Raw genomic sequence first — 20,384 nt, 5'->3', positions numbered from 1 at the left:
CGTCACCCATCCGTCCAGCCCGGTAGTGACTAGTCAGTTGGTCCGGGGCCGACCCCGGACCTCTCTGGCCTGGCGTCGAATTCCCGTCGTCCGCCCGAAGGGCGGGCCCCGCGGCGGCGATGGGGGCGCCCAGCTGCCGTACCTCTCCGGCAGATGCACCCACTGCGAACCGGCCCGGAACTACCAGATGATCCGAACGACACCGTTAGCCGTCGTCAGAGGGAGCGGTCACGTCCCAGAGGATGTAGTGGAACTGCGGGCCGTCGGCACTGTCGCCCAGCCACTCGACGGCCGCCAGATGGTTCGCGCTGGTCGGCATGCAGTACCAAGTCCCCTCCAGACCATAGACCATCCACCCTGTTGACCTTGGATCGTCGAGGGCTTTCGCGCAGATCTTTGGGGTGGCTCCCTCATGGGTATCGGCCACGCGTCCGTTCATGGCCGAGAACTCATCGCCGCCATTCCACGCCATGTCAGGGCTTTTCACCGACGCTCCGACCGTGCCGTGTTCGAGGTCGGCACTGTATCCCCTGGAGAGCGTGAAGTCTCCCGTCCTGAGGATCTTTACCGGCGTCTTCGAGGGCGAAGGTGAAGGCGACAGCGTGGTGACGGTGCCGTCGGCGGTCGACTCGCCTGGATCGACCGCCGTCGGCGTCTCTGGAGTCACTGGCTCCTGAGACACTTTCGACGACGGAGCGAGCGCGCCGCGTGATGAGCCGTTCCCTGACTGTGTGATCAGCGTGACGACCAAGCCGAGCACAGGGACCAGGATGCCGACGACCCACCACGCCCACTTGGGCGGCCCGTGGCTGGGCTCCGGAGGTATGGGTGGCGGTTGCGATGGTATCGGTGGGTGTGATCGTGTCCCGTCCGGCTCGCCCGTCATGGCCGCACGCCCCCGTATTCAATCCTGCGTCCGCGTCCGAAGATCTTTACCGTACAGAGGCGATCGAGTGCATGTCATCAATTTCGGCCTGCATGCGTCTATGCAACGGAACGTCGTCGCTTCCTTGTGACAACAGCAGCGACGACTGTGCCGACGAGTACGACCGCCCCGATGCCCAGGGCAGCCCACAGAGTGCCGCTACCGCCCTTGTCGGAGGAAGCTTCGGCTACCGCTTCGCCATCCTTCGCCTGCGAGGCGGGGTCCTTGGAAGCAGCGGTGCCGGGAGAGGGCGACGCGGGGGCCGCGGCTGAGAGGTCCGGCAGCGGGTAGACGTCGGCCGGTCCTGGGTCACCGGGGTCCTGCAGGGCGATGCGCGGCCGGACGATGCCGTACCCGATGGAGTCGTTGCGCTTGGCGCCGTCCGTCGGGCCGCCGGCGGTGTTGAGCAGGACGCGGAGGACCTGGTTGTTGGTCCAGGTCGGATGCTTGGACCAGATGAGGGCGGCGCTGGCCGAGGCGAGGGCGGTGGCGTCGCTGGTGCCGTGGGAGCGGCAGAGGTCCTTGCCGTTCGGGCAGGCGTGGTACATCTCGTCGCCGGGGGCGGCGAGGTCGACCTGTGGGCCGTGCTGGGATTCCGCGGTCTTGTGGAGGTCACGGCCTACGGCGCCCACCGCGACCACTCCGGGGGTTCCCGCGGGGTATTCGACTTCCGAGGTGCCGCTGTTACCGACTGAGGCGAAGACAAGTGCGCCCTTGTTCAGGGCGTACTTCACGGCGGCGGTGAGCTCGTCCGATCCCACGTACGCGCCCATGGAGATGTTGATGACCCGAGCGCCGGAATCGACGGCGTACCTGACTCCCCGGCTCAGCACCTTGTTGAACTCGTCGGTGTACTTGTTGGAGTCCCAGCCTCGGTCCGGTACGCGGACAGGCAGGATCCTGGCGCCCGGTGCGAGACCGAAGGTGCCGTTGCCGCCGTTCGCCTTGCCGGTGCCGGCGATGAGGAGGCCCATCGTGGTCCCGTGGCCGTCATAGCTCGTGTGTTCGTCACCCGGTGACTCCGGCGCCTCGTCCAGGCCGGGAAGTACCTGTCCCTTGAGGTCGGGCAGGTTGCCGTCGACACCCGAGTCGATGACGGCAACCGTGACTCCCTTGCCCGTACTCGTCCGCCACATCTGGTCGGCCTTCATGGCCGAGAGGTACCACTGCTGATCACGGATGGTCTCCGCGTGGGCGGGCGCAGCGGTCATCCCCACCAGCAGCAGGCCCACGGCTCCGGAGACGACACCCCCAAGACGGCCGTTCCTCAACTTGTCGGCAGGCATCTGCTTCCTCTTGACTCTGGTGGTCCTGGGTTGCTGTGACGGAGGGCGTCAGTCGGCACGATCTCGGGTCGGTTCGCTCTGCTCGTCGCCCCGCTCGTCGCCCCGCTCGTCGTTCTGCCGGCCGTTCTGTCCGTCGTTCCGGCGCGAGGTCGACGGTCTGGAGCCGTTGGGCTCGGGGGGTGCCCCTTGGGGCTCCTGGTTTCGTACCAGACCCGAACCACCGGATGTGCGCGGCCGACCGGCCGAACGCGACTGTTGCTGTGGACGACCGCCCACGATGCCCTGTTCAGCAGGCGGAAGACCCGCCCGCTGCTGGGTCGAGCCCGGCCTCTGGCCAGGGCTCACTCCCCTGGCACCGGCACCACCACCGGCGCCCGTACTCCGACCGGGAGCCGCTCGACCGGTCGTGCCGGAGACGGGCGCTTCGCCGCCTACAACCGTGCCGCGCGGCAGCCTGCCGGCAGGCTGGCCCGCAGTCGGTGGCGTAGGGCGGCCACCGACGATGCCTCTGCCGACCGGCGCACGTCCGGGTACCTCACCGGATACGGCTCGCCCCGGCATCGCAGTCGTACGGCCACCCGCCACCGGTTGCGTCGGGCCCACCGGGCCTCTGGGCGTGGCCGTGCCGCCAGTGGCCGGTCCGCGTGTCGGCGTAGGCGTCGGCTCCGAGATTGTCTGTCGTGGCATGGGCAACGGACGGCCGCCCGTCACCGTACGCCCCGGGCCCGGACGGCTGACCGGCAGACCGGGGCCGTCACCGAAGACCGGCGGAGGGGCGGCCGGGGGCAATGCGATCGGTCCGTCTCCCGGCCGTCCTCCCGTCGGGAGGTCAACAGGCCCAGGAGTTGTCGTCGGTGGGGCCGGTGCCGGTGGAGGAGGCGTCGTTCCATCGATTTCCGTGCCTACGTCGTCCGGTACGACCGGCCCTACGTCGACCGGTACCCTTGGCGCGCCCTCGGCCGGTGCCGCCGACGGCGGCTGGTGCACCACCCCGCCACCGCTGTCGCCCCGCGGCCCGGAAACGCTGGCTGCCGCCGCGCCACCCCCGGTGACCAGGCTTACCGTATGCGGCGACCCCGTCGCAGCCGAAGGCGCCGACACCCGTCCTGCGGGGGACGTCCCCACGTGGCTGTCACCACCGCTTCCCACGACTTCGATTTCGTCGTGTTTCCCCGCCTCCGGCTGAATCACCTTCGGTGGCGGCGGAAACGTGGGCCTGACCAGCCCGTCCATCTGCGTGGAGGAATGCGAATACGCCTGGCCCAGCTTCCGCATCTGCGCCGCCGCCTCCAGGCGCACCCTCTCCTTGCTCGCCGCAAGCGCCTCCAGCTCGGCCTTGGACTTGGCGCTGACGGTGGCCGCGTCGGGGTCGTTGTGCGCGGCCGTTGCCGCGTCCAGGTTCGCCTGCGCGCCGTGGGTGTCGCGCGGGATCGACGCCTGTGCCGTCGCGATCGCTCCGGACGCCTCCCCCAGCCACTTCGCCGCCCCCTCACTGAAGTCACCGAGGCTGAGGGTGGAGTTGGCGAGGTCGGCGGCCCACGTCCGGAACGCGTCCGCGCCTTCCCCCTTCCATTCCACCCACTGCGGGCGGACCTTGAGCTCCTCGGCGATCTTGCGGATCTCCTTGGCCGCATCGGTCAGCCGGTCGGCCGCCGACTGCACCGTGCCGGAGTTCGCCTGGTCCAGCCAGGCGAGCATCTGCTCGTGGCTCATGTCCTCGAAAGACGTGCCCTCGCCGCGTCCCATCAGATGGTGCCTCCCGCGCTGCCACCGCTGCCGGTCTCGGTCGGCGGCTGGCTCCGTTTCGCGTCGCCCCCGCCGTGGCCGGTCTTCTGCGGGACCGAGGGGTCGTAGTTTCCGCCGTAGTGCTCCGTCGTCTCCGCGCTGATCGCCGCCATACGATCACGGATGTCCTGGTCGATGTGCTGGTAGCCCTTGTGTGAGGCCAGCACGGCGATGCCCATGCCCTCCATCGAGTCGGACAACAGTTTGGACAGGGTCTCCAGCTCACTGATGACGGTCTCGTACGCGGTGAACAGGCCGGCCGCCTCCGTCCACCCCTCGCCCCCGCCGCCGAGCTGGTGACGTGCGAGCTGCGCCTGCCCGACCTTGCCCGGGCCCGCCGCTGAGCCCTTCAGGTCGCGGATCAAGTCGTCGACCCGCTTCTGGAACTTCGTGAACGACGACAGCTCGGTGGCCAGGTCAGCGGCGGCACCGACGGCGTCCTGCATCCCGTCGAACATGCGGGACACCCACGACGACGGTTGTCCGCCCGCTCCGGACTCGCTCGGCAACACAGCGTCCTCCCCCTGCGGTCAAAGACCAAAGCCGCATCAACGACTCTAGCTACGACCAGTGGCAGTCCGGACTCGTCTCGTGTCGCAGCGATCGGAATCGGTCAGGGTCAGCCCCGGTCGAGCATGGCTCTACTCAACCCGACGGGCGCGGGGCTGCGCATGAGCGCTCGTACTCAGATGGCTGGCTTCCCGGACGCGTACGTCACGAAGTCGGCCCAGGCCGCCGGGGCCACGGCGAGGCGGGGGCCTTCAGTGTTCTTGGAGTCTCGGATGTGGATAGTGGTGGCGGTGGGGGCCACCTCGACGCAGTCGTTGCCGTTGCTACTGCTGCTCTAGCTGCTCTTGAACCAGTGGAGTTCCGCACTCCCGTCCCGTCCAAGAACTTCAGCACCTCGATCAGACCACCCGTCCCGGGGTGGTTCGCGCGTGCTGTCGGCATCACTTGAAGCTCCACAAAGGGCAACTGGGCAATGCCCAGCATGGGTTCGAGCTGTCGGCGCAGCACCATTGGTGCTTCTGTCCCCCACGCCTCGGGGCGCCCGCCTCGCCCGCCTGCTCGGCACCGAACAACTCCGCAGCTGAGGACTCCCGTTGGAACCGGCGGCGCACGTCGTGGCCGAGCTGGCGGCCAACGCCGCGACCCACGGCCGGGTGTCTGGGAGGAACTTCCGCCTCACGCTCCACGTCGCCGGCGACACGCTCCGCATCGAGGTGACCGACACGCGCGGTGACCGACTGCCCCGTGCCCAACTCCGCTCGGACCAGGGTGACTCGGGCCGGGGACTGGTCCTCGTGGAGGCGCTGGCCGACCGCTGGGGCGTCTCGTCGGACCGGGATCCATGCAAGACCGTGTGGGCCGAGATCACCGTCCCGGAGTGTTCATGAACATGCACCCGCAAACAGAGAAACGGCTCCCGGTAGGATCCCTCCCCTGTGTCGACAGCCAGGGGGGAAGGCGCGCATGGAGCAGCTGCGTCAGGACGACCCGCGGTGGATCGGGCCGTACGCAGTTCTGGCCGGGATCGACGAGGAACATGAGCGGCAGCGGACACCCGATCGTCGGTTCGTCGCCCGCAGCGCGGACGGCTGGCGCACGGTTCTGGTCCATGTACCGCGCACGGAGACCGATCCCGCCCGATGGGCCGCCGAGGCCGAGCACGCCCGAGGGCTGTCCGTACCCGGCTTCGCGCCCGTGACGGAGGTGGCCAGTTCCGCCCTCCCACCCTGGTACGCGGCCCCGTACGTCCCCGTACTGCCGCTGCCCGCCGCCCTCGCCATACATGGCGGTCCGCTGCCGGAGACCGTCGTACGAGACCTCGGCGCGGCTCTCGCCTCCGCACTGGCGACGGCCCACGCACAGGGGGTGACCCATGCCGGCCTGGCCCCGGCAGCCGTACTGCTCAGCGCGGACGGACCGCTGCTGACCTGCTTCGGTGCGGTGCGAGCCGTCGCCCCGGACGGCGAGCGGCGGCTGGGGAGGCCCGGACTGGATCCCGGATGCCTGGCGCCGGAGCAGGCCCAGGGCGGGCGCCCCCGACCGCTCGGTGACGTGTACGCCCTCGGCGCCGTGCTGTCATACGCGAGCACCGGGCACACGGTCCCGGAACGGGAGGAGCTTCCGACGTCGCTGCGTGAGCCGATCACCGCCTGCCTGGCGCGGGACGCTGCCCACCGGCCGTCGGCAGCCGAACTCGCGGCCGACCTGGCGGCACCCACGCTCCAGCCACAGGCACCTCAGCTCCAGCCACAGGCGCCCCCGCTCCAGCCGCACACACCCCCGCGGTCCCCGGCGCCGGTCCCCACGGTTCTCGATGGCCGGCCCTTTCCCCTCCCGGCCCGGATCGTGGCAGCACTCGCCCGTCAGTCGGCCGCCGTCCTGGTGGCCCGACCGGCCGCAGACCCCCAGCAGGTGGGGAGGTCCTGATGTTCTCCCCGCTCGCGTACGACGATCCCGCGCGGCTCGGCGCGTACCACCTGATAGCACGCCTCGGCAGCGGCGGTATGGGCACGGTGTACCTCGGCCGCTCGGACACGGGGCGCGTCGTCGCCCTCAAGACGATGCACGCCCGCATCGCCGCGGATCCCGTCTTCCGGACCCGGTTCCGGCTGGAGACGGACGCCGCCCGGGTCATCGGTGGCGAGCACGGCAGCCGGGTCTTCGACGCCGACATCGTCCATGAAACCCCTTGGCTGGCCACGGAATACCTGATCGGCCCACCCCTCGACGACGCCGTCCGGCTGAACGGGCCGTTGTCGGAACGAGCGGTCCGGGCCCTCGGCTCCCGTCTGTGCGCCGCGCTGGCCCAGCTGCACGCGTCGGACGTCGTCCACCGGGACCTGAAGCCGTCCAACATCATGGTGACGGCCGACGGCCCCAAGGTGATCGACTTCGGTATCGCCAGGGCGCTCGGCGACGACCGTCTCACCCGGGCCGGGGCGGCGGCGGGCACGCCCGCCTTCATGTCGCCGGAGCAGGCGGCGGGTGGGGAACACTCCCCGGCGGGTGATGTGTTCGCGCTGGCGGGAGTGCTGGTCCATGCCGCGACGGGCCAGGGTCCGTTCGGCGTGGGGCAGGCCGCGGATCTGCTGTACCGGGTGCGGTACGCGGAACCGGACCTGACCGGGGTCCCGGACGGCCTTGTCGCCGTACTGGGCCCGTGCTTCGCCAAGGACCCGCGGCAACGGCCCACGACCGACCAGCTTCGTTCACGACTGGGCGGCGAAGAGAGGGACTTCGCGGACTGTCTGCCGGAGCCGGTGCTGCTGGACATCGCCCGGCGGGCCACCGACGTCTGGCGGGTCGAGCCCCGCCGACTGCCGCCCCCGGGCGGGCAGGGCCTCCCCGACACCGTGCCCGACGTCCCCTCGGTGGAGATGTCCCGCCGCAGGCTGCTGTCGATCGGCGCGGGATCGGTTCTCGGCGTCGCCGCGGCCGGAGCGGGCGCCTGGGCCTTGCTCGGCCGCCGCGGTGGCGGCACTCCGACGCAGCCGCCTGCGCCGACCGGCTCGGCGAAGCACCGGTGGGATCTGCTGTGGCAGGTGGTGGCCGAGTACACCGACCCGCCCGTTCCGCCGGCTCCGCTGCTGCTCGACCGGCTGGCGGTCGTCGGGGAGACCAACCTCAAGGGTCTGGACCCGAGAACGGGAAAGACGGTGTGGCCCGATCCCGGCGTGTACTTCGGGCATCTCGCGGTCACCGATGGCGAACGGATCCACACGCTGGAGTACACCGCCGACGAAGCCGGTCCTGTGTCCGTCTGTCCGGTCGGCCTTGCCGACGGCAGGATCGGGGAGCCGTACCTCCAGTTGAAGGACTTCAACGGCGGCCTCTACGGCACCCAGCTGCTGTGTGCCTCGGGCACCACGGTCTACGCGGTCGGCGGCCGGGGCCCCCAGCCGTCCGACCCGTCGCAGAACGACTACTTCCGCAAGGGGCAGACCTGGCATCTGCTCGCGCTCGACATACACGCCCGCCGGAAGCTGTGGGACGTCCCCCTCCCCGCCCGGCCCGACGGATCCAAGCGCCTGCACGTCCTGTCGGCCCAGGTTTCGGGCGAGCGTCTCGTCCTCGTGCAGCAGTCGGCCGACGGCACGACGGAGCTCGTCGTGCGCAGCACCCGCACCGGACATCTGGCGTGGCGCCGCCCGCTCGACAGCCGGCAGACCCCCTTCAGCCGGGCCCACCTGGCCGTCGACGACCGGCACGTGTATCCGTCGGCCGGCCGGCTGGTCGCCCTCGACCTCGACGACGGCAAGGTCGCCTGGCACTACGACAAGGGCCACGCCGGCGCAGAGTACGGCCCCCCGGCGGTCAAGGACGGGGTGGTGTACGCGGTGCGGGCCGGCCGCGGGGTCGTCGCGGTCGACGCCCACAGCGGTACGGCGCGCTGGGCCGAGAAGACGGCGCAGGGGCACGAGCCCACCTCCGCCGACCTCGGTGTCCCTCCGATCGTCGGCATCGCGTATGTGTACCGCAGGGCATCGCCCGGACTGATGGCCGTCGCCCTGACCGACGGCTCCTCGTCCGTCCCCGTCAAGGCCGCCGCCGGAGCTCTCTACTTCGCCCACGAACCGTCCCGCCGGCTCATCGCCCTGGGTGAGCAGTACGCGGCCGGCTACCCCCTCCTCTGACAACGGACAGGAGCACGGAGATGAAGCCGCTGGACACCGGGGACCCGATCCGTCTCGGGCCCTACCGACTCCTCGGCGTACTCGGCGAGGGCGGCATGGGCAAGGTCTACGTCGGCCAGGACCGAGGCGGGCAAGCAGCCGCCGTGAAGATGCTGCACCGTCATCTGGCACACGACCCGCAGCTCGTTCAGCGCTTCGTGCGCGAGGCCCGGATGGCGCAGGCGGTCACCGGCCCGGGCGTGGCCCGTGTGCTGGACGCACAGACCGAGGGCGGACGGCCGTGGATCGCGACCGAGTTCCTCAGCGGCCCCACCCTCGAGGAGGCGGTCGGCGCGTACGGTCCGCTCGACGAAACCGGGGTGCGGGCTCTCGCGGCGGCACTTGCGGGGGCGCTGCAGGTCATCCATGCCGTCGGCCTGGTGCACCGCGACCTGAAGCCCGCCAATGTGGTGCTCACGTCGGCGGGCCCCCGCGTCATCGACTTCGGCATCGCCCGTCCCGAGCACGGTCTCACCCTCACCACGACCGGTCAGGTGCCGGTCACCCCCGGGTTCGGGGCACCGGAACAGGCCCTCGGGCACCGCGTCGGCCCGGCCGCTGACGTCTTCTCCCTCGGCGCCCTGCTGGTGTACGCGGCGAGCGGGCAGCGTGCGTTCGACGGCTCGCACGTCGCCGCCGTCCAGTACGAGGTCGTCCACGGCACGCCGCGCATGGACCGCGTGCCGTCCTCCCTGCAGCCCCTCATCGGCCCCTGCCTGGCCAAGGATCCCGCGCACCGGCCCTCCCCTGCCGCCATCGCGCAGGCGTTCGCTCCGCCCCACGGTGCCGGCCGCGTGTGGCGTTCCGGCCCGCTGGCCCAGGACGTCCAGCGGCGTGAACGCGCACTGCACGAGCTGACCACGCTGCCGGGCACCGGTGCGCCGGGTGGGGTCCCGCGCCGCCGCGTGCTGACGGCCCTCGCGGTCGGCGGCCCGGTCGCCCTCGCCGGTGCGGGCGCCACCTGGTGGTTCTGGCGGAAGAACCACAGCGACGCCTTCGACGTCCCGCCCGCCGCCCGGACCCCCAAAGCACCGCTGCTGTCGGCGGACAAGGGCGACTACGTCATCGGGCAGACACCCGACCCGCTCTGGAGCCGGCCCTCCGCCCTCGGCGCCCAGACGCCCGCCCCGTTGCCGGTACGGGACGTCCTGATCGTCGGGGACCCCAAGGGCGGCATCACGGCGCACGCCGTCGTCGATGGGAAACCGCGCTGGTCCGCGCCCGAAGCCGTGGCGGTACGCCGTTTCGTCTCGCTCTCCGACCGGCTGATAGCCGCCGTCGACGGCCATGGCAGGCTGCTGACCTTTGTCGCGTCCACCGGCGAAGCCAAATGGACGGCGCCCGCAGACGCCTCCTCCGTCCTCGCGGCCGACGCCGAGGCGGTCTACGTCGTCACCGGCGACGGCCGACTGCGCAGCGTGGGCCGCTCCGACGCGGAGATCCGCTGGACCACGAAGCCCGGCGCCGAACTCGGCACGACGGGTACGGCGCGGGGTGTCGTGGCCCAGGGCATCCTCGCCGTCGCCACGGATGCGGGGGACGTCCTTGCCGTGGACACGCGCAACGGCCACACGGTATGGATGCTGCGCGGCCAGGACGAGAACAGGCCGGGAATCGCCGCATCGGGCGGGACCTTGTTCGTGAGCGGCAGCCCGTACTTCACGGCCCGTGGCATCACCAACGGGAAGAAGCTGTGGCGTCCGGACCTGAGACGGCGGGACGGCACGAGGGTCGCCTGGGGCCCCTCCGTGATCCACGGCCCCTACGTCTTCGTGGCCGCACTGGGAGCACCGCTTCGTTTCGACATCAAGGACGGGAAACAGAGCGGATGGCTCTACGACCTCCAACAGATGTGTGATCAGTTCAGCCCGCTGGTGGTTCAAGGTCACGGCTTCTGGTCGGTGGCCGTCAACGCAACGGAAGGCGCGGTCAACGTCCTCAATGTGGCCGACGGACTGAACAGCGGCAGTTGGGATCCCAATTCAAGCCTCAGCAAGACTACTTGGAGCTTCCGCATCATCAAGAACCCCAGGAACTACTGGATGACGGCCGACGCGAACCGCGTCTTCCTGGCAGACGGACAGTCCCTCACCGCGCTGCCCGTCTTCTGATGCAACCACGGTGATGCGTACTGCGGCAGGCCCGATCACCCTCCCGGCACCGGAACCCGGCCGCCCGTGCTGCGGTGCGACGGGCGGTCTTTTTCAAGGAAGTACCGGGTGAAAGAACCCGCCCAAGCCCCACCCCTCCCGCCCGCGGCACACGCTCACCCGAGCGGGTGAACATCGCCAACACAGCTGGATTCCGGGCCGGTTGCCTGCCCTACGCTCGGCGCAACACAACCGCAGACATGCGACGGCCCCCGCCGGGACTGGCATCCCATTGCGAGGGCCTGACCACCGAGGAAGTAGAGGCCTTCCCGATGGATACGCAGAACCCTAGCGTGCCCTCGCACGCCCAGTCCCGCGTTGCCGCCGACAAACACCCGAACCGGCGCCCGGGGGCCGCACACCACGGCGGGCTCGTCCACGACAACGCCCGCCACACCACCCGCTTCACGGTGATCGGCAACCACCTCACCCAGCACCCGGACCTCTCCCTCCTCGCGATCGGCCTGGCCTGCCACATCCAGTCGCTGCCCAAGGGCGCCCGCGTCGACATCAAGACCCTCGCCGCCCGCTTCCCCGAGGGCGCGACCCGCATCGCCGCCGCCCTGCGCGAGCTGGAGATCCATGGCTATCTGCGGCGCGAACGCGAGCGCGTCGCCGGCGGCCGTATCGTCACGCGCACGGTCTCCTGTAACCAGCCGGCGGCCCGGCGCCGCGAGAGCGAGCCCGTGCGCTCCGCCCCCGCTCGACCGGCGACGGCCCCGAAACAGCGGGCGCCCCGCAAGCCGCTTCCCGCCGTCCCGCACCCCTCGTGCTCCTCCCCCGCCCTCCTCCGGACCGCCACCGACCTCCTCTCGGATCTGCGTACCCGCGACTCCCGGCTGCTCCTGTCGGCCCACGACACGGCCCACCTCGCCGTCGGTGTCGCCGCCTGGCTGGAGCGCGACGTCAGCCCCGCCGCCGTACGTCACGCCCTGACCGCCGACCTCCCCCCCGAAGGGGTCCGCCGCCCGGCCGCACTGCTGGCCCATCGCCTGGCCGCCCAGCTGCCACCCCCACCGCCGTTCCGGGCACCGGTCCCGGCGCCGACCGTCCGGCATCCCCTCCAGAACTGCGACAGCTGCGACCGCGCCCACCGCGCCCCGGAGCCCGGCCTGTGCGGCGGCTGCCGGGAGCTGCGGCAACCCGCTACCACGGCTGCCTGAGCAAAGCCGGGGCCGCGACCACCGCACGGCCGCGCTCACTCCTCCGAGTGAACATCCTCAACTCGCTCAGCAGTGCGCGGAGTCACGCCCCTACGCTCGCCGACAAGACACCCGGATCGCATATGCCGTAGGCAATGCCTCCGTACCCTCTCACCACCACAGGAACCCCCATGGTCAGCTCGCCGCACGAGGCGATGCACCGCATCTTCCAGGAGTACCCGGACCTCTTCTCGGGGGTCTCCGAGGTGCTGGGCCTCGGCTTCCCCCCGCCCACCTCGGTGACCGCCCTGCCCACGGACCTCACCGAGTCCCGGCCCCTCGAACGCCGCCTCGACACTCTGCTGCGGCTCGACACCGAGGACGGCGGGTCCTTCCTCCTCGCCATCGAGGCCCAGGGCAAGAAGGACCCGGACAAGCCCGCCAGTTGGGCGTACTACGCCTCGTACCTGCTCACGAAGTACCGGCTGCAGCCGATGCTGCTGGTCGTCTGCCAGGACCGCGCGACCGCCGAATGGGCGGCGCGGCCGGTGCGCTTCGGCCCTCCGCAGTGGACCCTGCTGACCCTGCGCCCGCTCGTCGCCGGACCGCACAACATGCCCGTGATCACCACTCCCACCGAGGCCCGGAAGGATCTGGCGCTCACCACGCTGTCCGCGATCACCCATGTCACACATCCGGACATTGGGGCCATACTCAAGTCAGTGACGACCGTGTTGCAGGACACAGACCCGGTTCTCGCCAACCCGATCATCGAACTCATCGCACAGGGCATGGGCAAACACCCAGCCGCAGAACTCTGGAGGAAACTGGTGGCCGTGGACCTCTCTTTCTACAAGTCGCCGCTCTCCGAAGAACTCCGGGAAGAAGGCCAGACGCAGCGCGCCGCCGAGGACGTCCTGGTGGTCCTGGAGATGCGTGGCATCGACGTCCCGGACGTGGTCCGCGAGCGCATCACCGGCTGCGGCGACCTTGAGACCCTGAGCCGCTGGCTCCGGCGCGCCGTCACCGCCTCCACCGCCGAAGAGGTCTTCACTGATGAGTAGCCCGAGTACGCCGGGACACAGCGCCGAGGAGGATGTGGCCGACGCCTCCGGACGCGTCCTGAAGATCAGCGTCGTGGACTTCGTGACCGAGACCATCGCGAAAGGCATGGCCTGTAATCCGGTCGCCCTGGAGACGTGGAGGTGCGCGAAGAACTTTCGTTCTTCTCCTCGCCGATCTCGGAGGAGATCCGGGAGGAAGGCCGGGCCCAAGGCCGAGTGCAGCGCGGCATCCAGGACATCCTGGTGGTCCTGGAGGAACGCGGTATCGACGTCCCGGACGTGGTCCGCGAGCGCATCACCGGCTGCGGCGACCCCGAGACCCTGAGCCGCTGGCACCGCCGCGCCGTCACCGCCCCGACAAGCGAAGCAATCTTCGACGACGCCTAGCCACCGGGACCGTCAGTCGCGCCCAGTACCCTCCCCGCATGACCCGCACCACACCACCCCGCCCCCTCGACATCACCGACCGCTTCCCCGAGTTGGCGCCCCTCGCCCGGTCCGCCGTGCGGTTGCATCCGCGGGCCGGGGCGCCGGGCGTGACGGACAGTTCCGTCGGTGGGCCGCTGCTGTGGCCGGCCGCGGAGCCGTGGCCGAGTTGCCCGGAACATGCCGGGCCGTGGCACCTGGGTGTCGCTCCTGACGATGTCCACGCCGGGCGGCGCGTTCTCCGCGAGGCCTGGGCGCGACCCCGTGCCCAGGGCGCCGAGCTGCTCACCGCCCAGGAGCACGCGCTGGTCGATCTCGGCACCAAGGAGCGGCGGATCACGCAGGACGGGCCCGTGCCGATGGTGCCGGTCGCACAGATATACGCCGCCGACGTGCCGGACCTGCCCCGGCCCGAGGGGACAGACCTGCTCCAGGTGCTGTGGTGCCCCTTCGACCATCCCGAGGACGATTACGTGCCCAGGGTCGAACTTCGCTGGCGCACGGCCGCCGATGTCGTGGAGCCGCTCGCCGCTCCCCCGCGGCCCGCGGTGATCGGCAGTGACGACTACCTGCCCGCCCCGTGCGTGCTGCACCCGGAGACCGTCGTCGAGTACCCGGCCCCGCACGAGCTGCCGGAGGAGCTGGCGGACCGGATCCGGGACTGGGATGAGCAGTTCGAGGAGGAGGAGAAGGAGGAGAAGGAGGAGGGTGAGGGCGACGGGGAGCCGGGGATCTGTTACCAGTTCGACCTGGCCGTCGCCCCTGGGTGGAAGCTTGGCGGCCACGCGCCCTGGAGCTTCTCCGACCCCTTCCCCATGGCCTGCGCCGAGTGCGGTTCCGCCGTACGGCCGCTGATCACCATCACCGGCGCCGAGTGGGACGGCGGCAGCCTCAGCTGGCGGCCGGTGGAGGACGCCGGCTACAGCGGGTACCACTTCCTGGGGCCGGCGCTCGACACCCAGATCACCATCGGCCGCAGCTACGACCTCCAGGTGTACGTCTGCGAGGCGTCCTACGAGCATCCGCCCGTGCAGAACATGCAGTGAACAACCTGCCGTGAACAAACACGCCGGGGACAGCGAAGAGGCCCGTACGACCGGAGTCGTACGGGCCTCTCCCAGGTCCAGGGACCTTCAGGTCAGGTGACCCGCAAGCAAGCGGAACTTACTTGACGATCTTGGTGACCTGGCCGGCGCCCACGGTGCGGCCACCCTCACGGATGGCGAACTTCAGGCCCTCTTCCATGGCGACGGGCTGGATGAGCTCCACCTTCATCTCGGTGTTGTCACCCGGCATGACCATCTCGGTGCCCTCGGGGAGGGTCACCACGCCGGTCACGTCCGTCGTACGGAAGTAGAACTGCGGACGGTAGTTGTTGAAGAACGGCGTGTGGCGGCCACCCTCGTCCTTGGAGAGGATGTAGGCCTGCGCCTCGAACTCGGTGTGCGGGGTGACCGAGCCCGGCTTGATGATGACCTGGCCGCGCTCGACGTCCTCGCGCTTGATGCCGCGGAGCAGCAGACCGACGTTCTCACCGGCCTGGCCCTCGTCGAGCAGCTTGCGGAACATCTCGATGCCGGTGACCGTGGTGGTGGTCTTCTCGGTCTTGATGCCGATGATGTCGACGGTCTCGTTGACCTTGAGCAGACCGCGCTCGATACGACCGGTGACGACGGTGCCACGACCGGTGATCGTGAAGACGTCCTCGATCGGCATCAGGAACGGCTTGTCGACCTCGCGCTCCGGCTGCGGGATGGCCTCGTCGACAGCCTTCATCAGGTTGAGGACGGACTCGGTCCACTGCGCCTCGCCCTCGAGGGCCTTCAGAGCGGAGACCTTGACGACCGGAACGTCGTCGCCCGGGAACTCGTACTCGGAGAGGAGCTCACGGACCTCGAGCTCGACGAGCTCCAGGATCTCCTCGTCGTCCACCATGTCGGCCTTGTTCAGGGCGACGACGATGTACGGGACGCCGACCTGGCGGGCCAGGAGCACGTGCTCCTTGGTCTGCGGCATCGGGCCGTCGGTGGCGGCGACCACCAGGATCGCGCCGTCCATCTGGGCGGCACCGGTGATCATGTTCTTGATGTAGTCCGCGTGACCCGGGCAGTCAACGTGGGCGTAGTGACGCGCCTCGGTCTGGTACTCGACGTGCGCGATGGAGATGGTGATACCGCGCTGACGCTCTTCGGGCGCCTTGTCGATGTTGTCGAACGGGGTGGCCTCGTTCAGGTCCGGGTACGCGTCGTGCAGCACCTTGGTAATGGCGGCCGTGAGGGTCGTCTTACCGTGGTCGATGTGACCGATGGTGCCGATGTTGACGTGCGGCTTAGTCCGCTCGAACTTCGCCTTCGCCACTGGGGTCCTCCTGTGGAGTGGTTCTGTACGCCTTACTTCATCGGCGCCAGGTGATCTTTGCTGTAAAGGCCCGGAACCCGGGGGCATTCCGTCCGCGTTTGCGGGGGAATGCCCCTGGAGGCTCCGGAGTCAAGCCTACGGCGTGTGAACGCGGTGCGTTACTCGCCCTTGGCCTTCGCGATGATCTCCTCGGCGACGTTCCGCGGAACCTCGGCGTAGGAGTCGAACTGCATCGAGTAGCTTGCGCGACCCGACGTCTTGCTGCGGAGGTCGCCGACGTAGCCGAACATCTCCGACAGGGGCACGAGGCCCTTCACGACGCGGGCACCAGCCCGCTCCTCCATGGCCTGGATCTGACCACGGCGGGAGTTGATGTCGCCGATGACCTCACCCATGTAGTCCTCGGGCGTGGTGACCTCAACGGCCATCATCGGCTCGAGGAGCACGGGCGAAGCCTTGCGCGCGGCCTCCTTGAAGGCCTGCGAGCCGGCGATCTTGAAGGCGAGCTCGGAGGAGTCGACCTCGTGGTAGGCACCGTCGTGCAGGATCACGCGGACACCGGTCATCTCGTAACCGGCGAGGATGCCGAACTGCATGGCCTCCTGCGCACCGGCGTCGACCGAAGGGATGTACTCCTTCGGGATACGACCACCGGTCACCTTGTTCACGAACTCGTACGAGGTGTCGCCACCCTCGAGCGGCTCGATGCCGATCTGCACCTTCGCGAACTGACCGGTACCACCGGTCTGCTTCTTGTGGGTGTAGTCGACGCGCTCGACGGCCTTGCGGATCGTCTCGCGGTACGCCACCTGCGGCTTGCCGACGTTGGCCTCGACCTTGAACTCACGGCGCATGCGGTCGACCAGCACCTCGAGGTGCAGCTCGCCCATACCGCCGATGATGGTCTGGCCGGTCTCCTCGTCCGAGTGGACCTGGAAGGACGGGTCCTCCTCGGCCAGGCGCTGGATCGCGACGCCGAGCTTCTCCTGGTCGCCCTTCGACTTGGGCTCGATGGCGACCTGGATGACCGGCGCCGGGAAGTCCATGGACTCCAGGATGACCGGGTTCTTGTCGTCGGCCAGCGTCTCACCGGTGGTGGTCTGCTTCAGGCCCATGACGGCGACGATGTCGCCGGCGCCCACCGACTCGATCTCCTCACGCTTGTTGGCGTGCATGCGGTAGATCTTGCCGATGCGCTCCTTCTTGCCCTTGACGGAGTTCAGCACCGAAGAGCCGGACTCCAGGCGGCCCGAGTAGACCCGGACGAAGGTGAGCTTGCCGAGGTGCGGGTCGCTCATGATCTTGAACGCCAGCGCGGACAGCGGCTCGTCGTCGGACGGCTTGCGCTTGACGACCTCCTCCGGGTTGTTGACCGCGTGGCCCTCGATGGCCTCGATGTCAACCGGGGAAGGCAGGTAGCGCACGACCGCGTCGAGCAGGGGCTGGACGCCCTTGTTCTTGAACGCGGTGCCGCAGAACACCGGGGTCACGGTGGTGCCGGTGCCCTTGCCGGACGCGATGGTGATACGACGGATCGCGGCGTACAGCTGCTCCTCGGAGGGCTCCTCGCCCTCCAGGTACAGCTCCATGATCTCTTCGTCGTTCTCGGCCACGGCCTCGATCAGCTTGCCGCGGTACTCCTCGGCAGCCTCGGTGTGCGTGTCCGGGATGTCGACGACGTCGTACATCTCGCCCTTGGTGGCCTCGGCGGACCACACGAGCGCCTTCATGCGGACCAGGTCCACGACGCCCTTGAAGTCGGCCTCGGCACCGATCGGCAGCTGCATGACGATCGGCTGCGCACCCAGGCGGTCGCTGATCATGTCGACGCAGCGGTGGAACTCGGCACCGGTCCGGTCGAGCTTGTTGACGAAGCAGATACGCGGAACGCCGTAGCGGTCCGCCTGACGCCACACCGTCTCGGACTGCGGCTCAACACCGGCGACGCCGTCGAACACCGTCACGGCACCGTCGAGCACGCGCAGGGAGCGCTCCACCTCGACGGTGAAGTCGACGTGACCCGGCGTGTCGATGATGTTGATGGTGTGGTCGACGTCTTCCAGCGACCAGTGACAGGTGGTGGCAGCAGAGGTGATCGTGATGCCACGCTCCTGCTCCTGCTCCATCCAGTCCATGGTGGCAGCGCCGTCGTGGACCTCACCGATCTTGTACGACACACCGGTGTAGAACAGGATCCGCTCGGTGGTGGTCGTCTTGCCCGCGTCGATGTGGGCCATGATCCCGATGTTGCGGACCTTGGCCAGGTCAAGTGAAGTGGTAGCCATAAGGCTTCAGTCTTCTCTCGGTCTCGATGTGGGTAGCGACTACCAGCGGTAGTGCGCGAAGGCCTTGTTGGACTCGGCCATCTTGTGCGTGTCCTCGCGCTTCTTGACGGCCGCACCGAGGCCGTTCGAAGCGTCGAGAAGCTCGTTGAGCAGACGCTCGGTCATGGTCTTCTCGCGACGGGCGCGGGAGTAACCGACCAGCCAGCGCAGCGCCAGGGTGTTGGCACGGCCGGGCTTGACCTCGACCGGGACCTGGTAGGTGGCGCCACCGACACGGCGGGACTTGACCTCGAGGGTCGGCTTGATGTTCTCGAGAGCGCGCTTGAGCGTGATGACCGGGTCGTTACCGGTCTTGTCGCGCAGGCCCTCCATGGCGCCGTAGACGATGCGCTCGGCGGTGGAGCGCTTGCCGTTCAGCAGCACCTTGTTGATCAGGGAGGTCACCAGAGGAGAACCGTAGACCGGGTCGATGATGACCGGGCGCTTCGGGGCGGGGCCCTTACGAGGCATTCTTACTTCTCCTTCTTGGCGCCGTAACGGCTGCGAGCCTGCTTGCGGTTCTTGACACCCTGGGTGTCGAGCGAACCGCGGATGATCTTGTAGCGAACACCCGGCAGGTCCTTCACACGGCCGCCGCGCACGAGCACGATGGAGTGCTCCTGCAGGTTGTGTCCTTCACCCGGAATGTAAGCAGTGACCTCGATACCGCTGGTCAGACGCACACGCGCGACCTTACGCAGGGCCGAGTTCGGCTTCTTCGGGGTGGTCGTGAACACACGCGTGCAGACGCCACGACGCTGGGGCGAACCCTCGAGTGCGGGCGTCTTGTTCTTCTCGACCTTGTCCTGCCGGCCCTTGCGGACCAGCTGCTGGATCGTAGGCACTACTTCTCCGGTTTCTGTGTGCCGATAGGTACAGCTAACCTGGAACTTCTCCGACCCACGCGGTCGGGTGTGTCGAATCCGCCGGGCTTCCGCCGCAAGGCGGAAAGGGCGCAGATTACGGTGGCCGGTCGCGACTCGCTGTGCGGTCTGAAGGCACGCACAAGAGCCAGGGCACACCCCAGGCACAAGGTCTGAGCGTACCTACCGCACAGACTCCGGTCAAAACAAAAGGGGGGCGCCCGTCGCACGGGCTCCCCGGGCGGGTCTGACCTGGGATGTCAATGGGGAACCCGTCCATTATCACAAGAGGCGGCGGAACGCGACTCGAGGGGCTGTTCGCGAGCCACGGAAGCCGTGTCGTGTCCGACGAAGTACGTCGGCCGGTTCTGCAGGGCCGTGTAGATGCGGGCCACGTACTCCCCGAGCAGCCCCACGCAGATCAGCTGGACCGCGCCGATGAACAGCACCCCGGTGAAGAGGGAGGTCCAGCCGGGGACCGTGTGGTCCATGACATGAGCGGCGAGCGTGTACACCATCAGCCCGAGACACACCAGGAAGGCGAAGCCGCCGAGCCAGGTGGCCAGCCGCAGCGGGGCCGCCGAGAAGCCCGTGACGCTGTCCACCGCGAGCCGGATCATCCGGCCGAGCGGGTACTTGCTGCGCCCGGCCGTGCGCGGGGCGCGCTCGTAGGTGACCTGCCCGCTGGGGAAGCCGAGCCAGGGAACGAGCAGGCGGTAGACGCGCTCCTGTTCCGGCAGGGACTTCAGCGCGTCGACGGCATCCCGGCTGAGCAGCCGGAAGTCACCGGCCTGGGCGGGCACCGAGGGCCCGGCGAGGCGGCGCACGAGCCGGTAGTACAGCCCGGCGGTCCACCGCTTGAACGGCGTGTCGCCGGTGCGGTCGGCGCGGATGCCGTACACGATGTCGAGCCCCTCGGCGCGGGCCAGGGCCAGCATGTCGGGGATCTTCTCGGGCGGGTCCTGGAGGTCGGCGTCGAGGGTGACGACGTACGCGCCGAGCGCCCGGTCCAAGCCGGCGGTGAGGGCGGCCTGGTGGCCGCAGTTGCGGCGCAGGCGGACCACCCGCAGCTCGGGCCAGCCGAGCCGGAGGGCGGCGAGCAGTTCGGCGGTGCGGTCGGTGGAGCCGTCGTCGACCGCGAACAGTTCGTACGACACCCCGAGGCCCTCCAGGACCGGACGCAGCCGGCTGACCAGCGCGGGCAGGGCCTCCGCCTCGTTGTACATGGGTATGACGACGGACAGTTCGGTCGTCGAGTCCGCTCCTCCGGCCACCCGTTTCTCCCCCCTTCGCCGCACGCATGCGACGCTTCGGCCGCACACATGCGACTCTTTGTGTGATCTTGTCGGTGACACTTCACGACCATCCGGACAGCCGGA

General features: G+C 69.4%; 16 protein-coding genes and 3 pseudogenes. 8 read left to right on the top strand and 11 right to left on the bottom strand.

Annotated elements, in window-relative coordinates; all coding sequences use genetic code 11:
• Positions 1-205: 205 nt before the first annotated feature.
• The 6 genes and pseudogenes from K7G59_RS18485 to K7G59_RS35355 all read right to left on the bottom strand — a co-directional run.
• Positions 206-760 (bottom strand): hypothetical protein, encoded by a 555-nt coding sequence (locus K7G59_RS18485; protein WP_225835549.1) that lies wholly within the window; start codon positions 758-760, stop codon positions 206-208.
• A 224-nt stretch (positions 761-984) separates the two neighbouring features.
• Positions 985-2,211, bottom strand: coding sequence for a type VII secretion-associated serine protease mycosin (gene mycP / locus K7G59_RS18480; protein ID WP_225835548.1), 1,227 nt, complete (start codon positions 2,209-2,211; stop codon positions 985-987).
• 48 nt (positions 2,212-2,259) lie between these two features.
• Positions 2,260-3,957: a translation initiation factor IF-2 gene (locus K7G59_RS18475; RefSeq protein WP_225835545.1), complete on the bottom strand. Its 1,698-nt coding sequence runs from the start codon at positions 3,955-3,957 to the stop codon at positions 2,260-2,262.
• Complete coding sequence (locus tag K7G59_RS18470; protein ID WP_225835543.1) at positions 3,957-4,454, bottom strand: hypothetical protein; 498 nt, start codon at positions 4,452-4,454, stop codon at positions 3,957-3,959. Before K7G59_RS18470 ends, K7G59_RS18475 begins: the two co-directional genes overlap by 1 nt.
• A 227-nt stretch (positions 4,455-4,681) precedes the next feature.
• Positions 4,682-4,873: pseudogene (locus K7G59_RS18465) on the bottom strand (DUF397 domain-containing protein); the annotation flags it as partial.
• Between the two features lie 59 nt (positions 4,874-4,932).
• Positions 4,933-4,989: pseudogene (locus K7G59_RS35355) on the bottom strand (hypothetical protein); the annotation flags it as partial.
• Between the two features lie 29 nt (positions 4,990-5,018).
• On the opposite strand from K7G59_RS35355, the pseudogene K7G59_RS18455 reads away from it, so the two are divergent.
• The 8 genes and pseudogenes from K7G59_RS18455 (at position 5,019) to K7G59_RS18420 (ending at position 14,506) form a co-directional block, all read left to right on the top strand.
• Positions 5,019-5,393: pseudogene (locus tag K7G59_RS18455) on the top strand (ATP-binding protein).
• A 76-nt stretch (positions 5,394-5,469) separates the two neighbouring features.
• The gene (locus K7G59_RS18450; protein ID WP_225835540.1) at positions 5,470-6,432 is read left to right on the top strand and encodes a serine/threonine protein kinase; all 963 of its coding nucleotides are present in this window, start codon (positions 5,470-5,472) and stop codon (positions 6,430-6,432) included.
• Positions 6,432-8,639: a protein kinase gene (locus K7G59_RS18445; protein ID WP_225835538.1), complete on the top strand. Its 2,208-nt coding sequence runs from the start codon at positions 6,432-6,434 to the stop codon at positions 8,637-8,639. Before K7G59_RS18450 ends, K7G59_RS18445 begins: the two co-directional genes overlap by 1 nt.
• A gap of 20 nt (positions 8,640-8,659) precedes the next feature.
• A complete protein-coding gene (locus K7G59_RS18440) occupies positions 8,660-10,789 on the top strand; it encodes a protein kinase (protein WP_225835536.1) in 2,130 nt (709 codons plus the stop codon).
• A gap of 311 nt (positions 10,790-11,100) precedes the next feature.
• Positions 11,101-11,991 carry a helix-turn-helix domain-containing protein gene (locus tag K7G59_RS18435; protein WP_225835533.1) on the top strand — a complete coding sequence of 297 codons (891 nt, stop codon included), beginning with the start codon at positions 11,101-11,103 and terminating at the stop codon, positions 11,989-11,991.
• Between the two features lie 170 nt (positions 11,992-12,161).
• Positions 12,162-13,034, top strand: coding sequence for a hypothetical protein (locus tag K7G59_RS18430; protein WP_225835531.1), 873 nt, complete (start codon positions 12,162-12,164; stop codon positions 13,032-13,034).
• Positions 13,035-13,175: 141 nt separating this feature from the next.
• The gene (locus tag K7G59_RS18425; protein WP_225835529.1) at positions 13,176-13,421 is read left to right on the top strand and encodes a hypothetical protein; all 246 of its coding nucleotides are present in this window, start codon (positions 13,176-13,178) and stop codon (positions 13,419-13,421) included.
• A gap of 38 nt (positions 13,422-13,459) precedes the next feature.
• The gene (locus K7G59_RS18420) at positions 13,460-14,506 is read left to right on the top strand and encodes a hypothetical protein (RefSeq protein WP_225835527.1); all 1,047 of its coding nucleotides are present in this window, start codon (positions 13,460-13,462) and stop codon (positions 14,504-14,506) included.
• A 118-nt stretch (positions 14,507-14,624) separates the two neighbouring features.
• On the opposite strand, the gene tuf is transcribed toward K7G59_RS18420, so the two are convergent.
• The 5 genes from tuf to K7G59_RS18395 form a co-directional block, all read right to left on the bottom strand.
• On the bottom strand, positions 14,625-15,818 hold the full coding sequence (tuf, locus tag K7G59_RS18415) for an elongation factor Tu (protein ID WP_225835525.1): 1,194 nt from the start codon (positions 15,816-15,818) through the stop codon (positions 14,625-14,627).
• Between the two features lie 158 nt (positions 15,819-15,976).
• Positions 15,977-18,103, bottom strand: a complete 2,127-nt coding sequence (gene fusA / locus K7G59_RS18410; RefSeq protein ID WP_225835523.1) for an elongation factor G — start codon at positions 18,101-18,103, stop codon at positions 15,977-15,979.
• Between the two features lie 39 nt (positions 18,104-18,142).
• Complete coding sequence (gene rpsG / locus K7G59_RS18405) at positions 18,143-18,613, bottom strand: 30S ribosomal protein S7 (RefSeq protein ID WP_009330725.1); 471 nt, start codon at positions 18,611-18,613, stop codon at positions 18,143-18,145.
• Positions 18,614-18,615: 2 nt separating this feature from the next.
• Positions 18,616-18,987: a 30S ribosomal protein S12 gene (gene rpsL / locus K7G59_RS18400; protein WP_003948652.1), complete on the bottom strand. Its 372-nt coding sequence runs from the start codon at positions 18,985-18,987 to the stop codon at positions 18,616-18,618.
• A gap of 278 nt (positions 18,988-19,265) precedes the next feature.
• The gene (locus K7G59_RS18395; protein ID WP_225835522.1) at positions 19,266-20,279 is read right to left on the bottom strand and encodes a glycosyltransferase family 2 protein; all 1,014 of its coding nucleotides are present in this window, start codon (positions 20,277-20,279) and stop codon (positions 19,266-19,268) included.
• Positions 20,280-20,384 lie beyond the last annotated feature (105 nt).

This window comes from Streptomyces sp. NK08204, assembly GCF_020400585.1.
Classification (GTDB): domain Bacteria; phylum Actinomycetota; class Actinomycetes; order Streptomycetales; family Streptomycetaceae; genus Streptomyces.
Note: the sequence above shows the minus strand (reverse complement) of the source record. Positions and strands in the feature narration are given on the sequence as shown.

Coding starts and splice junctions, on each gene's coding strand:
- mycP (WP_225835548.1), bottom strand. CDS start 2,211: ATGCCTGCCGACAAGTTGAGGAACGGCCGTCTTGGGGGTGTCGTCTCC.
- K7G59_RS18475 (WP_225835545.1), bottom strand. CDS start 3,957: ATGGGACGCGGCGAGGGCACGTCTTTCGAGGACATGAGCCACGAGCAG.
- K7G59_RS18470 (WP_225835543.1), bottom strand. CDS start 4,454: ATGTTCGACGGGATGCAGGACGCCGTCGGTGCCGCCGCTGACCTGGCC.
- K7G59_RS18450 (WP_225835540.1), top strand. CDS start 5,470: ATGGAGCAGCTGCGTCAGGACGACCCGCGGTGGATCGGGCCGTACGCA.
- K7G59_RS18445 (WP_225835538.1), top strand. CDS start 6,432: ATGTTCTCCCCGCTCGCGTACGACGATCCCGCGCGGCTCGGCGCGTAC.
- K7G59_RS18440 (WP_225835536.1), top strand. CDS start 8,660: ATGAAGCCGCTGGACACCGGGGACCCGATCCGTCTCGGGCCCTACCGA.
- K7G59_RS18435 (WP_225835533.1), top strand. CDS start 11,101: ATGGATACGCAGAACCCTAGCGTGCCCTCGCACGCCCAGTCCCGCGTT.
- K7G59_RS18430 (WP_225835531.1), top strand. CDS start 12,162: ATGGTCAGCTCGCCGCACGAGGCGATGCACCGCATCTTCCAGGAGTAC.
- K7G59_RS18420 (WP_225835527.1), top strand. CDS start 13,460: ATGACCCGCACCACACCACCCCGCCCCCTCGACATCACCGACCGCTTC.
- fusA (WP_225835523.1), bottom strand. CDS start 18,103: ATGGCTACCACTTCACTTGACCTGGCCAAGGTCCGCAACATCGGGATC.
- rpsG (WP_009330725.1), bottom strand. CDS start 18,613: ATGCCTCGTAAGGGCCCCGCCCCGAAGCGCCCGGTCATCATCGACCCG.